This is a genomic window from Providencia sp. PROV130 (assembly GCF_028482225.1).
In the GTDB taxonomy this organism is placed as follows: domain Bacteria; phylum Pseudomonadota; class Gammaproteobacteria; order Enterobacterales; family Enterobacteriaceae; genus Providencia; species Providencia rettgeri.
This window is the reverse complement of the sequence record NZ_JAMPQC010000020.1, coordinates 151,386-165,650: the sequence shown is the minus strand read 5'-3', so window position 1 is coordinate 165,650 and position 14,265 is coordinate 151,386. Positions and strand designations below refer to the sequence as shown.

General features: G+C 40.8%; 11 protein-coding genes. 3 read left to right on the top strand and 8 right to left on the bottom strand.

Annotated elements, in window-relative coordinates:
• Positions 1-11: 11 nt before the first annotated feature.
• The 8 genes from ftsL to leuO form a co-directional block, all read right to left on the bottom strand.
• Entirely contained in the window at positions 12-332 is a 321-nt protein-coding gene (gene ftsL, locus PSF28_RS14710) for a cell division protein FtsL (protein ID WP_004913196.1), read from the bottom strand.
• Positions 332-1,285, bottom strand: coding sequence for a 16S rRNA (cytosine(1402)-N(4))-methyltransferase RsmH (rsmH, locus tag PSF28_RS14705; RefSeq protein ID WP_210837409.1), 954 nt, complete (start codon positions 1,283-1,285; stop codon positions 332-334). The genes ftsL and rsmH overlap by 1 nt, the downstream gene beginning before the upstream one ends.
• 2 nt (positions 1,286-1,287) lie before the next feature.
• Entirely contained in the window at positions 1,288-1,746 is a 459-nt protein-coding gene (mraZ, locus tag PSF28_RS14700) for a division/cell wall cluster transcriptional repressor MraZ (protein WP_004262043.1), read from the bottom strand.
• A 699-nt stretch (positions 1,747-2,445) separates the two neighbouring features.
• The gene (gene cra, locus PSF28_RS14695; RefSeq protein WP_004913203.1) at positions 2,446-3,456 is read right to left on the bottom strand and encodes a catabolite repressor/activator; all 1,011 of its coding nucleotides are present in this window, start codon (positions 3,454-3,456) and stop codon (positions 2,446-2,448) included.
• 84 nt (positions 3,457-3,540) lie between these two features.
• Complete coding sequence (gene ilvN / locus PSF28_RS14690; RefSeq protein WP_004262045.1) at positions 3,541-4,032, bottom strand: acetolactate synthase small subunit; 492 nt, start codon at positions 4,030-4,032, stop codon at positions 3,541-3,543.
• A gap of 2 nt (positions 4,033-4,034) precedes the next feature.
• On the bottom strand, positions 4,035-5,762 hold the full coding sequence (gene ilvI / locus PSF28_RS14685) for an acetolactate synthase 3 large subunit (protein WP_210837411.1): 1,728 nt from the start codon (positions 5,760-5,762) through the stop codon (positions 4,035-4,037).
• Between the two features lie 370 nt (positions 5,763-6,132).
• On the bottom strand, positions 6,133-7,965 hold the full coding sequence (locus PSF28_RS14680; RefSeq protein ID WP_272685255.1) for an AMP-dependent synthetase/ligase: 1,833 nt from the start codon (positions 7,963-7,965) through the stop codon (positions 6,133-6,135).
• 362 nt (positions 7,966-8,327) lie between these two features.
• A complete protein-coding gene (gene leuO, locus PSF28_RS14675) occupies positions 8,328-9,296 on the bottom strand; it encodes a transcriptional regulator LeuO (protein WP_210837415.1) in 969 nt (322 codons plus the stop codon).
• Positions 9,297-10,190: 894 nt separating this feature from the next.
• Between leuO and leuA the strand changes: the two genes are divergently transcribed.
• Genes leuA through leuC form a run of 3 tightly spaced genes read left to right on the top strand, consistent with a single transcriptional unit; the run spans position 10,191 to position 14,264 of the window.
• The gene (gene leuA / locus PSF28_RS14670; RefSeq protein WP_004262054.1) at positions 10,191-11,768 is read left to right on the top strand and encodes a 2-isopropylmalate synthase; all 1,578 of its coding nucleotides are present in this window, start codon (positions 10,191-10,193) and stop codon (positions 11,766-11,768) included.
• A gap of 2 nt (positions 11,769-11,770) precedes the next feature.
• Positions 11,771-12,859, top strand: a complete 1,089-nt coding sequence (leuB, locus tag PSF28_RS14665; RefSeq protein ID WP_272665807.1) for a 3-isopropylmalate dehydrogenase — start codon at positions 11,771-11,773, stop codon at positions 12,857-12,859.
• Position 12,860: 1 nt separating this feature from the next.
• Positions 12,861-14,264, top strand: a complete 1,404-nt coding sequence (gene leuC / locus PSF28_RS14660; protein ID WP_210838717.1) for a 3-isopropylmalate dehydratase large subunit — start codon at positions 12,861-12,863, stop codon at positions 14,262-14,264.
• Position 14,265 lies beyond the last annotated feature (1 nt).

Here is a 14,265-nt window from a genome sequence, read left to right as displayed (position 1 = left end):
TAGGAACCTTTTTATTGCTTAGAAACAATAATTTTTTCTTGTGATGGTTCAACTTGTACCATCTGTAATTTTTCAACCGACAAACGTTCTATCCGGCTATGGCTCGCAAGGGCGTTTTCTTCAAGGATCAAATTGCGCCATTCGATATCCAATAAGTCTTTTTCTTCATACAATTTATCTTTAGCTGCCGTTAACAAACGCGTTTCATGTGCCGTAGTCACGACAAAAACGGCACTGATTATAATTGCAGCCAATAAAATCAAAGGAACGATGCCATAACGAAATAAATCACGCCCAATGACGCGAGCTAGGCTGTGCCTTTCTGGAACCATTATTCCGCCGCCTTTTCAGCAAACCGCAACACGGAACTCCGTGCGCGAGGATTTTCGTCAATTTCGTTTTCCGAAGGTTTCATCTTACCTAGGTCACGTAACTGCGCTGTGCCTAACTCTTTAATCTGCGCTTCAGTCAGTGGAATACCAGCTGGCACTGATGGTCCTTTACTATTTTTGCGAATAAACCGTTTTACTAATCTATCTTCCAAAGAATGGAAGCTGATAACCGATAAGCGCCCTTGTGGTGCTAAAACGCTCATTGCGCCTTCTAACGCTTTTTCAATCTCTTCCAATTCACTATTGATATAAATACGAATCGCTTGGAAGCTACGTGTTGCAGGGTGTTTATGCCGGTCTTTCATCGGACTGACTTTGGCAATCAACTCTGCAAGATGCCGTGTACGTGTTAATGGCTCTTCTTCTGGATTATGGTTACGTTCAACAATCGCTCTCGCAATTCGTTTCGCAAAACGCTCTTCTCCAAAAGTTTTCAATACCCAAGCAATGTCATCCGCTTCTGCGTCCATCAACCATTGCTGTGCGGATTGCCCTTTGGTTGGGTCCATTCGCATATCTAACGGCCCGTCACGCATAAAGGAAAAACCACGCTCTGGGTCATCTAACTGCGGTGAAGAAACCCCTAAGTCCAGTAATACGCCATCAATTTTCCCTGCTAACCCTTCTTCTTCCACATACTCTGCAATCGCAGAAAATGGGCCATGTTTAATCATAAAACGCGGGTCATCGATAGCCTGTGCCGCTTTTATTGCTTCTGGATCACGGTCAATAGCAATTAACCTTCCTTGTGCGCCAAGCTGGCTTAATATCAACCTTGAATGGCCACCACGACCAAAGGTGCCATCGATATAGATACCGTTAGGTTTAATGTTTAAGCCGTTCACGGCTTCATCCAGTAATACTGTTACGTGTTTAAATTGCTGTTGCGTCATTATTAAAGTGACAAATCCTGTAAGCGGGCTGAAAGTGGTTCATTGGTAAGGCGCTCAGCGGCAATATCATCTTCCACTTGCTGATACCAAGTCTGTTCATCCCAAAGTTCAAATTTATTAATCTGGCCAACCAACATGACCTCTTTGGTTAGCCCTGCGTGTTGACGCAATGTACTGGCTAACAAAAGACGCCCCGCGTTGTCCATTTGGCATTCACTTGCATGACCTAATAACAGCCGCTGCACGCGTCGTTCTGCTGGGTTCATCGTCGATAACCGAGAAAGTTTTTCCTCGATAATCTCCCACTCGGGTAAGGTATAAAGCAACAGGCATGGCTGGTGAAGGTCAATGGTACAAACCATTTGCCCTTTCGATTCCTCGTTCAGCATTCCTCGATAACGAGTTGGCACGGTTAGACGCCCTTTGCTGTCGAGATTAACCAGTGTTGCCCCACGAAACATACCCGATTAAACCCCTTTTATTTTCAACCCACCCACTTTACCCCACAATTCACCACATATAAAGTTTACGAATGGTATGAAAACGTTGTCAAGCCAGTAGCATCCGGCTTTAGCTTTATTTACAGAACAATTCAGAAAAAATAAGGAGAGGTAAAATCTAACTTGGAAATAAAATGGGAAATAACAAGTTGATATGATTAACATATTTTATTAAGTATCACCTAAATAAGCGCGAACATAATAGTTTGCTGCAAAATCATACAAATTAATGGAAATTCAACTTATGTCTCATTTTTAATCAGTGTATCTTGTACCGGTTATTTACTTCTGTTGAGTCCTCAAATAATCATTAATTTTTAAATAGGCCCAAAACGTGCCGCTAATAAAATAAAATCATTATATATCAATAGAGTAAATCACTGTTTTAATAAACAGTAATTTACTTCAAAATATTTATCGCACAAATCAGTAATACAACGATAATAAATTTATATTAATTTATTCATCCGATTTAGCTTTCATTTTAAAATCCGCAACAAGCCGATTAAGATAAATCCTAAAGTTAAATATTTACCTAATTTTAGCCTATAAAAAAAAAGCCCCTACAAGATAGGGGCCGTTATATTACTCATTATTGTGACCAACATCACTCATTATCGTGTAAATATTCACTGTTCGATTAAAGTTAAGTCTATTTTATTACTGCTTACGACCTAAACTTCCACGGCGACATAAATCACGACGAATACGTGTAATACCCGGTTCTGGTTTTTGCTTTTCATCAAGGCTGGCAAGTACCAATTCTAAGATGCGTTCAGCGATGTCTCTATGGCGTTGTGCCAGAGAAAGCACTGGGCATTCAAGGAAGTCTAATAATTCATTATCACCAAATGTGGCAATAACCATATGCTCAGGTAAACGACCACTGCGCTTCAATGCGACATCTAGCACGCCTTGTAGTAAGGAGAATGATGTTGTAAATAGTGCGTCTGGCATCTTGTTACCACTATCAAGCCAATGAGCAAAAACCTCTGCGGCTGAATCGCGTTCATAGCTATTTGCATATAGGTAATCAATCTTGCGCGGGTCTTCATGCCAGGCTTTACGGAAACCTTGCTCGCGTAGATAACTGACTGATAACTCAGGTAACGCCCCTAAATACAATACCGATTCAGCTTTAAATTTGCGTAATTCTGCTGAAATCATGAAAGCATCTTCTTGGTCATCACCAACAACACTAATAAAGTGTTCTTTTTCAAGGGCTCTATCCAGTGCGATAATCGGTAAAGAACGATTCGCCCAACGCTGATAGAACGGGTGTTCTGGCGGTAATGCTGTCGAAACAATTATGGCATCAACTTGTCGTTGTAAAAGGTGTTCAACACAACGAATTTCATTGTCGGGTTGGTCTTCGGAGCATGCTATCAACAATTGATAACCACGCTGACGCGCCTGCCTTTCAAGGTAATTTGCTATACGGGTATAGCTCGTATTTTCCAAGTCAGGGATCACTAACCCAATAGAACGGGTACGCCCTGCTCGTAACCCCGCAGCAACTGCATTTGGATGGTAATTGTGCTCTCTGACGACTGCCATCACTTTTTCTACAGTTTTATCGCTGACTCGATACTGCTTGGCCTTGCCGTTGATCACATAACTAGCCGTTGTGCGGGAAACACCCGCTAGACGGGCTATCTCATCCAGTTTCACGTTAACCTCTTTACAATTTTGGGAATAGCCCCGAGTCATTCGGGGCCTTAAACGCGATTATTCTACCTTCGGAAGATAAATTTTTCATCGCATAATTTTATCACCGCGCGAAACACCGACGATCCCTGAGCGTACAACTTCAACAATTTCAGCAACACCACGCACTGATTCGATGAAAGCGTCCAGTTTTTCGCTTGTTCCCGCTAGCTGAACGGTATAAAGCGTTGGGGTGACATCAACAATTTGCCCACGGAAAATATCTGCGCAGCGCTTCACTTCATCACGCCCATATCCAGAGGCTTGTAGCTTCACTAACATGATTTCACGTTCGATATGTGCTGACGCCGTCAGCTCACTGACGCGCAACACATCAACCAGTTTATGCAATTGTTTCTCAATTTGCTCAAGAACCTTTGCATCCCCTTTAGTTTGGATAGTCATACGTGACAAGGTTGGGTCGTCTGTTGGTGCAACGGTCAAACTTTCAATATTATAACCACGCTGAGAGAACAGACCTATGACACGGGACAAAGCACCTGATTCATTTTCTAATAAAACGGATAAAATACGACGCATGATCAGGTCCTCTCTGTTTTGCTCAACCACATTTCATCCATTGCACCACCACGGATCTGCATTGGATAAACGTGCTCAGTTTCATCAATATTGACATCAACGAAGACTAATCGCTGATTTTCATTCACTTCAACAAGGGCTTGTTTTAGTTTTTCTTCTAGCTCATCAGGTGTTGCTATCGAAATACCAACGTGGCCATACGCTTGTGCTAACTTGATGAAATCAGGCAATGATTGCATGTAAGATTGTGAGTGACGGCCTTGATAAATCATATCCTGCCACTGTTTTACCATGCCTAAGAAACCATTATTTAAGTTGAGCACTAAAACCGGTAAGCCATATTGCAGAGCGGTTGAAAGCTCTTGAATGTTCATCTGGATGCTGCCATCCCCTGTCACACAAACAACGGTCGATTTTGGATGCGCTAATTTCACCCCTAGTGCAGCAGGTAAACCAAAGCCCATCGTGCCAAGCCCTCCTGAGTTTATCCAATGGCGAGGTTTATCAAAGGGATAATACAATGCGGCGAACATTTGGTGTTGCCCGACGTCAGACGTGACATACGCTTCACCTTTCGTTAAACGGTAAATCATTTCAATGGCTTGCTGTGGTTTAACTTTTGTTTGATTTGTTTCGTAACGTAAACACTGTTTACTGCGCCATTGCTCAATTTCTTTCCACCACGCAGTGAGTGCTTGGTTGTCTTGTTTGGTTGAAGCTTGGTCTAACTGACCTAACATTTGTTTTAATGTGAGTTTTGCATCACCAACAATTGGGATATCGGCATTGACCGTTTTTGAGATAGACGTTGGGTCAACATCAATTTGAATGACGGTCGCATTTGGGCAATATTTTTCTAAATTGTTCGTTGTCCTATCATCAAAACGAACACCAACGGCAAAAATTACATCCGAGTTATGCATCACCTTGTTGGCTTCATAGGTTCCATGCATCCCAAGCATTCCGACTGATTGCTTGTGCGTTTCAGGGAAAGCCCCTAATCCCATTAAGGTTGATACCACTGGTAATTGCAGTTTTTCGGCCAACTCTATAAGTTCAGCAGAGCAATTCGCGTTAATCGCCCCTCCACCAATATAGAAAACCGGTTTTTTGGCCGAAACCAATTTAGTTAATGCTTTTTTAATTTGGCCTTTGTGTCCTTGCAATGTCGGGTTATAAGACCGCAGGGAAACGTTTTCTGGATAACGGTAAGCAAACTTCAAAGCCGGGTTAACGGTGTCCTTAGGAAAATCAATCACCACAGGCCCTGGACGGCCACTTGCTGCAATATAAAACGCTTTCTTGATGGTTTCAGGAATTTCTTCTGCGCTTTTAATTAAAAAGCTGTGCTTAACTATTGGCCTTGATATTCCTACCATATCGCACTCTTGAAACGCATCGTTACCAATTAGCGAGCTTGCAACCTGCCCTGATAACACCACCATTGGTACGGAGTCCATATAAGCCGTCGCAATACCCGTAATAGCATTTGTTGCACCAGGACCAGATGTCACTAAAACAACCCCAACATCCCCTGTTGAGCGTGCATAACCATCTGCCATATGAACGGCGGCTTGTTCATGGCGAACTAAAATATGTTCTACCCCACCAACCGTATGAAGTGCATCATAAATATCTAATACCGCACCGCCTGGATAACCAAACACGTGCTTTACTCCTTGGTCAATCAACGATTTGACGACCATTTCTGCTCCCGACAACATCTCCATGAGTTTGCCCCCAGACATTATTTGCAAGTGAAGAGGTATGAACTACCTCTTTATTTTTATCATTAAAATTGTGAAATTCGTGCTATTAACATATCGCTCTGGCTGAAACGAAGCAAACACCATTTCAGTGCAAGGATCACGAAACTTTCACATCATCTTGAACATGGGTATTTGATAGATAAATTGACTGCGTATAAAAATAATGGAAGAAAGAATGACTGCTATGAATGAAAAAACAGTGCAACTTTAATTAGTTGGAAACATTCTGATTTTAATATTAAGTGATAATCTGAATAAATAAATATGAATAGAACAAAAACAAGACCTGACCTACCCATAATACAGGTAAGTCAGATAATTAGATGGTAAATTATTCTTTGTACATCGATTCAATTTCTAATTGATAGCGCTCAGAAATAATTTTACGACGCAATTTCAAAGTCGGCGTTAATTCACCTTTTTCCATTGAAAATGTGGTAGGTAACAATATAAAACGCTTAACTTGGTGGAAATTATCGATATTTTTTTGCAGTTCTTTTAAACGACTTTCAAATAAGGCCACAATATTTGAGTCTTTTAAGAGTTCTAAACGATCTCGATATTTCAGATTTATAGAATGGGCATATTCTTCTAAGCTGTCATAACAAGGCACGATCAGCGCTGAAACAAACTTGCGCGCATCCGCAATGACTGCAATGTGTTCAATAAACTTGTCTTGCCCTAATACGCCTTCAATCATCTGTGGTGCAATATATTTTCCGTTAGACGTTTTCATTAAATCTTTTAGCCTATCCGTAATATATAAATTGCCTTGTTCGTCAATTTTTCCTGCATCACCCGTTTTTAGCCAGCCATCTGATGTAAATGTATCCAAGGTTTCAATGGGTCGATTGAAATAGCCTTTCATGACCACTGGCCCTTTTACTTGTATTTCATCGTCTTTACCAATACGCACTGAAACAGAAGATAGTGGTGTACCTATCGAACCTAATGGGTATTTACCCTCTTCCCAGCAAGATACCGTGGCGCAGGTTTCTGACATGCCATAGCCATATTTAATATTTACCCCTGCTGAAAGGAAAAATGCAATCACATCGTCATCAAGACGGGCGCCAGCGGCTGGCATGAAACGAATTCGCCCCCCTAGCCCTTCGCGAATTTTACTGAGAACCAGTTTATCAACCATCGGAAAAATTGCGCGGTTAACTAAAGAGGGTTTATGGCCTTTTGCTAAGGCTTTCACACGGCGCTTGCCAAGGGATATTGCACAGCGAAATAGCGCCCTACGAATAAGAGGCGCTTTTGCCACTTTACTGTGTATTGCTGAATAAACTTTTTCATAAAAACGGGGAACCGCACACATCACGGTCGGTTTTACCTCAGCTAATGCTTCCCGAACTTGATTGGTGTCTGTTAAATAAACGTTTAACGCCCCAACGTGCATAACGTAAAAGCTCCACGCACGTTCAAAAACATGTGAAAGAGGTAAAAAACTTAAAGAAACATCATCAGCGGTTAGTTGTAATCGTTCGTCATGGAGATACAGTTGGGCAGCCATGTTGTAATAATCCAACATAACGCCTTTGGGCTCTCCAGTAGTGCCTGATGTATAAATGATGGTAAATAAATCACCGAGATTATGTGCAGCGATGCGCTCATCAAGTTCTGTTTGGTATGCGGTTTGTGCTTGCGCCATAAATGTGGATAAATGCAGCGTGTCGATTGAAAGATCAGCCAACTCAACATTGTCATTCATCACGATAATCGTCGTTAATTGAGGGCAAAGAGCTGGTAATTGGCATGCAACTTGATATTGCATATCTTCCCCAACAAACAACACTTTAATATTAGCATCATTAATAATATATGCCGCTTGCTCAACACTGCTAGTTGCATAAAGTGGCACTGTGACAGCCCTAATTTGTAACGCGGCAAAGTCAACCAATGACCAATTCATACTGTTATGGGCAAATAACCCAATATTTTCTTGTGTGATAACGTTTAATGCTAAGAGACGACGAGAAATCGCTGATGTGTGATCGCCTACCTCCCCCCAAGTTAATGAGCTTTGTTGCCCGTTATCCCATTGACTGAAAGCTATCCGGCTCGCCGATTCGTGCGCAGTAACCCTGCTACGTAAGCGATTAACCAAGTGGTATGGATATAGATTTTCAGTAATCAAAGTGTATTCCCTATAGGTCATTATCGATATAAGTTACTCGGTACATTCACAAGCACTTAACTATTTTTATTTCTTATTATTTCAGCTTACAAGTGTTAGCTGAATATTCGCAGTGTATCGACTAAAGAGATGTGTGAAAAGCATTTATATGTAAATTTTGTGCAAATGTTATGTCTGCTACAAAACTCATCATAACGCTCACGATAGTGAGTTAATTACCTTGTTGGCGTATCTATTTTGTTATAAGTACGTCTATAGAAATATAGAGGTTGTTAGCTTTAAGGGATAATTTCATTTGTTATTACCCCTTAACAATATGCGTTATTTCTTACTCACAATGTCTGAGCTTGCCAACAACCTCTAGCAATTTTTAAATAGGAGTACTATGCAGCAACAGCCTGTTCAGAGAGTTCCTCAATCAACTGGCTAAATTGAGATTTCATCCATTGATGGCCTTTATCCCTAACCGTTGATTCATGCCAAGTTAAATAGCAAGGCAGTGTATCTCGAAGCCACGGCAACGTTAATGTCCGTAATTTTAGTTGCCCAAAGTAATGACTTACTAGCCATTTTGGCACAATAGCGACGAGATCCGTTTGAGCAACAATACTCAGGACACTATTTAAGTCAGTACCTTGATAGCTAATCGTATGCGATAACTCAGTATTATGATAATAAGGTTTACTAAATGACCCCATGTTATCCATTGACATAATCGCATGACGTTCATTATTTAGTTCAACTTCAGAAATTGAATTACCAATACGTGGGTGATGATTACTCGCCACTAATACCAATTCATCATCGAATAAAACCTGATGTTGAAATTCTGTCTTTTCTAATTGATTATAGCCAAGGAAAAAATCCATTTCTTGGTATTTTAATTGATGAGCAATTTTATTATCCATAAAAGAATGAATGACTATATTAATATTAGGCGAAACTACCTTAAATTTTTCGACAATAATAGCAGCTAGACGAATATCTAACGGTGAACAAATAGATAAATTAAATATTCTATCACTAGTTTGTGGATTGAAACCTGCACTAGGTAATTCATTATGAACTAATTGTAATGCTTGCCTAATAGGCCCGAACAGTTGCTTAGCACGAGATGTCGGCTGAATACCACGCCCATACCGGACAAACAACTCATCATTAAACATTGATTTTAAACGTGATACTGCGTTACTCACCGCAGGTTGAGACATCCCTAGAACTTGCGCTGCTTTTGTCACGTTTTGCATCTGCATAACCACGTCAAAAACCGTTAATAGGTTGAGATCAACATTACGTAAATGAATATCGCTACTGTCTTTTTTAGCTGTTGAAATTGTATCAAAATCAGTCATTTTTTACTCCACTAATATATTTATCATTTTTCATTAACGAAAAGAGTCATTCATCTTAAAAAACCGACGAATATATAAATTCATTAAATATTATTCTTAAAACAACTTATAGATAATAAGTCATTTCGCTTTCCCTGCATTTATTAAAACGACGTTTATATTACTTTACCTATTAATTAAACTTGCAGTATAAATATCATTATAAAACGTAAATATTCATCAACATAATGAATGATAACCACTTATTAGCCTTGCAATCACTCACCGTAAAAATAATAAAGCAATTTTTGCAAGAAATCATAATAAATCGTATGTAGAATCAATAAATATTCTCATTATCAGATTATTTTTTAAATACTCATTTATTAGATAATTAACTTAATTAAAAAGTATTGGCGAAGATGATTCATTCCCTGCATTAGGTCTTACTTCATACCAAAAAAATAAAAATCATATAAAAATCAATAACTTTAAACAAAAAAGCATTTGAATGAGCATAGCGAAAGAATTTTACCCTTATAACAACGTAAAAATCCAGATAAAACAGAAGGGATACACAAAAAAAACAGCAACAACCACCAGCTAAAAGCCATAATTCATGATTGGTAAAAATAGGCTAAAAATCTATGATTGACATTAACTTTAAGATAACGTATCAATAAATACAGTTTGATTAAGATACTCAAGAGAGACAGTTGAAATGACATTTTCTATTCGCCTACTAAGCCTACTACTACTCGCATTAAATTTGCGCGGTATGCTTATGGACGAAAAATAGAAACAAACTGTCCACAAACATTAAAAACCCGCGCAACCCGCGGGTTTTTTTATGCCTGCGGCTTTGGAAGAACATAACTCTAAGCAAAAAACAAAATTCGATATGAGGAACACAATATGAGCAACCAAGTCATTATCTTCGATACCACCTTACGCGACGGTGAGCAGGCATTACAGGCAAGTTTGTCCGTCAAAGAAAAATTACAAATTGCCTTCGCATTAGAGCGTTTAGGGGTTGATATCATTGAAGCGGGTTTCCCAGTCTCTTCACCGGGTGATTTCGAATCTGTGCAAACCATCGCGAGAGAAATAAAAAACAGCCGAATTTGTGCATTAGCACGTTGTATTGAAAATGACATTGATGTTGCAGCTGAGTCATTAAAGGTTGCCGAAGCCTTCCGTATCCATATTTTCTTAGCCACCTCCAATTTGCATATGGAGAAGAAATTAAATAAATCCTTTGATGGCGTAATGGATATGGCAATTAATTCCATCAAGCGCGCAAGACGCTATACCGATGACGTTGAATTCTCCTGTGAAGATGCGGGCCGTACTGATCCTGATAATTTATGTCGTATCGTAGAAACGGCTATTAATGCAGGGGCAACAACAATCAATATCCCAGATACTGTAGGTTACACAACTCCTTACCAGTTTGGCGGAATTATCACTGATTTGTATAACCGTGTACCAAATATCGATAAAGCTGTTATTTCTGTGCATTGCCATGATGATTTAGGGATGTCCGTTGCTAACTCAATCAGTGCTGTACAAGCCGGTGCCCGCCAAGTTGAAGGTACCATCAATGGCTTAGGCGAACGCGCTGGCAACACGGCATTAGAAGAAGTGATTATGGCCATTAAATTGCGCGAACAAATGTTGAATGTGCATACCAATATTAATCACAAAGAAATTTACCGTACCAGCCAATTAGTTAGCCAATTATGTAATACACCAATCCCAGCCAATAAAGCAGTTGTAGGCAGTAACGCATTTGCTCACTCATCAGGTATTCACCAAGACGGTGTGTTGAAAAATCGTGAAACCTACGAAATCATGACGCCAGAGTCTATCGGCTTAAAAGAACAACAATTAAATTTAACCTCACGCTCAGGCCGTGCCGCTGTTAAACACCGTATGGAGGAAATGGGGTATCACGAAGGTAAAGACTTCAAATTGGATGAATTGTATACTGCATTTTTGAATTTAGCTGATAAAAAAGGTCAAGTCTTTGACTATGACTTAGAAGCCTTAGCTTTCTTTACGAAACAACAAGATGAAACTGACCACTTCGTGATGGACTATTTCAGTACACAATCAGGCTCTAGTATTGTTGCAACAGCAACAGTCAAAATGCAGTGTGGAGATGAAGTGAAATCTGAAGCGGCAACCGGTAATGGCCCCGTTGATGCCATCTACCAAGCCATCAGCAACATTACACAATTCCCTATGAAATTAGTCTCGTACCAATTATCTGCTAAGGGCCATGGTGAAAATGCGTTAGGCCAAGTGGATATCGTGGTTGAATGCCATAACCGTAAGTTCCACGGGATGGGGTTAGCGACAGATATCGTCGAATCTTCAGCGAAAGCCATGGTGCATGTGTTAAATAGCATTTGGCGCTCTGAGCAAGTTGAAAAAGAAAAACAAAAAATAAATCAAGAATCACAATCAAACACAAAGGAAGCTGTTTAACAATGTCTAGTTATAAAATTGCCGTATTACCGGGAGATGGCATCGGTCCAGAAGTGATGGCGCAAGCTCACAAGGTTTTAGCCGCTATCAGCAAACGTTTTGCAATAACAATTAACACCACTGAATATGATGTTGGCGGCGCGGCAATCGACAAACACGGTGAACCGTTACCGCAGGCTACAGTAACAGGTTGTGAGGACGCTGATGCGGTATTATTTGGCTCTGTCGGTGGGCCTAAATGGGAACACTTGCCACCCGATAGCCAGCCTGAACGCGGTGCATTATTACCTTTACGTAAGCATTTTAAATTATTCAGTAATTTACGCCCTGCTCGCTTATATCAAGCATTAGAAGCATTTTGCCCATTACGCGCAGACATCGCAGCTCAAGGTTTCGATATTCTTTGTGTCCGTGAATTAACCGGTGGGATTTACTTCGGTCAACCGAAAGGCCGCAAAGGTGAAGGCCAAGAAGAATATGCATTTGATACTGAAGTTTATCACCGCTATGAAATCGAGCGTATCGCACGTATTGCTTTTGAATCGGCTCGCAAACGTAATAACAAAGTCACATCAATCGACAAGGCAAACGTGTTGCAAAGCTCAGTATTATGGCGTGAAGTGGTCAATCAAATCGCTCAAGAATACCCAGATGTTGAAGTCAGCCATATGTATATCGATAACGCAGCAATGCAAATGATCAAAGCCCCATCTCAATTTGATGTGGTGTTATGTTCTAACTTGTTCGGCGATATCATTTCTGATGAATGTGCGATGATCACCGGTTCTATGGGTATGTTACCTTCTGCGAGTTTAAATGAAGCTGGATTTGGTTTGTATGAACCTGCGGGCGGCTCTGCACCAGATATTGCTGGAAAAAATATTGCCAACCCAATTGCACAAATTTTATCTGCTTCCATGCTGTTAAGATTTAGCTTAGACCAAACTGATGCGGCAGATGCCATCGAGCGTGCAGTCAATAAAGCCTTAGAAGAAGGTTATAGAACATCAGACTTAGCAGGTGCAGGTCAATCAATAAGTACCAGTGAAATGGGCGATATTATTGCTCGTTATATTGCAGAAGGGGTTTAACATGGCCAAGACTTTATATCAAAAATTGTATGATGCCCACGTTGTCCGTGAGGTCGAAAATGAAATCCCTTTGATTTATATCGATCGCCATTTGGTACACGAAGTGACATCACCTCAAGCGTTTGACGGTTTGAGAACTAAAAATCGCCCGTTGCATCAACCAAGTAAAACATTTGCTACCATGGATCACAACGTATCGACGCAAACCAAAGATATTAATGCTTGTGGCGATATGGCTCGCATTCAAATGCAAGAGTTAATAAAGAACTGTGAAGAGTTTGGCGTAACTTTGTATGATTTGAATCACCCATACCAAGGTATTGTCCATGTGATGGGGCCTGAGCAAGGTATTACTTTGCCGGGGATGACTATTGTATGTGGAGACTCCCACACCGCAACACACGGTGCATTTGGCTCATTGGCCTTTGGTATCGGCACGTCAGAAGTTGAGCACGTGATGGCGACTCAAACACTGAAACAAGCACGCGCTAAAACAATGAAAATTGAAGTCGTCGGCAAAGCACCAGCTGGCATTACCGCAAAAGATATCGTTTTAGCGATTATCGGTACAACTGGCAGCGCAGGCGGTACTGGCTATATTGTTGAGTTTTGCGGTGAGGCCATCGAAAACTTGAGCATGGAAGGCCGTATGACGGTATGCAACATGGCTATTGAATTAGGTGCGAAAGCGGGGATTATCGCCCCCGATGAAACCACCTTTGCCTATATGAAAGGTCGCCAATTTGCACCTAAAGGCCAACAATGGGACGACGCGGTTGCGTATTGGAAAACATTAAAAACTGATGATGATGCACAATTTGATAAAATCATTACTATTCAAGCAAGTAGCATCGCACCACAAGTCACATGGGGAACTAACCCGGGACAAGTAATTGCCATCAACCAACCGATACCTGCCCCAGAGTCATTTGCGGACCCTGTTGAACGAGCTTCTGCTGAGAAAGCATTAGCTTACATGGGGTTAGAGTCCGGTATTAAATTATCTGATGTAAAAATTGATAAAGTATTTATTGGTTCATGCACTAATTCGCGTATTGAAGATTTACGTGCAGCAGCTGCAATTGCCAAAGGTAAAAAAGTGGCTAATGGCGTGCAAGCCATTGTTGTTCCGGGATCAGGCCCAGTTAAAGCCCAAGCGGAACAAGAAGGTTTAGATAAAATTTTCATTGAAGCGGGCTTTGAATGGCGTTTGCCAGGATGCTCTATGTGCTTAGCGATGAATAACGACCGTTTAAACCCTGGCGAACGCTGTGCATCAACCAGTAACCGTAACTTTGAAGGTCGCCAAGGTCGTGCAGGCCGTACTCACTTAGTTAGCCCAGCAATGGCAGCCGCAGCTGCGATTAATGGCCATTTTGCTGATGTACGTGATATTCAAATCTAAG

What these genes read in the sequence shown, in the direction of transcription:
- mraZ (WP_004262043.1), bottom strand. Translation starts at nt 1,746, where the DNA reads ATGTTTCGTGGGGCAACACTGGTTAATCTCGACAGCAAAGGGCGTCTA.
- ilvI (WP_210837411.1), bottom strand. Translation starts at nt 5,762, where the DNA reads ATGGAGATGTTGTCGGGAGCAGAAATGGTCGTCAAATCGTTGATTGAC.
- ilvN (WP_004262045.1), bottom strand. Translation starts at nt 4,032, where the DNA reads ATGCGTCGTATTTTATCCGTTTTATTAGAAAATGAATCAGGTGCTTTG.
- leuA (WP_004262054.1), top strand. Translation starts at nt 10,191, where the DNA reads ATGAGCAACCAAGTCATTATCTTCGATACCACCTTACGCGACGGTGAG.
- PSF28_RS14680 (WP_272685255.1), bottom strand. Translation starts at nt 7,965, where the DNA reads ATGACCTATAGGGAATACACTTTGATTACTGAAAATCTATATCCATAC.
- leuC (WP_210838717.1), top strand. Translation starts at nt 12,861, where the DNA reads ATGGCCAAGACTTTATATCAAAAATTGTATGATGCCCACGTTGTCCGT.
- rsmH (WP_210837409.1), bottom strand. Translation starts at nt 1,285, where the DNA reads ATGACGCAACAGCAATTTAAACACGTAACAGTATTACTGGATGAAGCC.
- ftsL (WP_004913196.1), bottom strand. Translation starts at nt 332, where the DNA reads ATGGTTCCAGAAAGGCACAGCCTAGCTCGCGTCATTGGGCGTGATTTA.
- leuO (WP_210837415.1), bottom strand. Translation starts at nt 9,296, where the DNA reads ATGACTGATTTTGATACAATTTCAACAGCTAAAAAAGACAGTAGCGAT.
- leuB (WP_272665807.1), top strand. Translation starts at nt 11,771, where the DNA reads ATGTCTAGTTATAAAATTGCCGTATTACCGGGAGATGGCATCGGTCCA.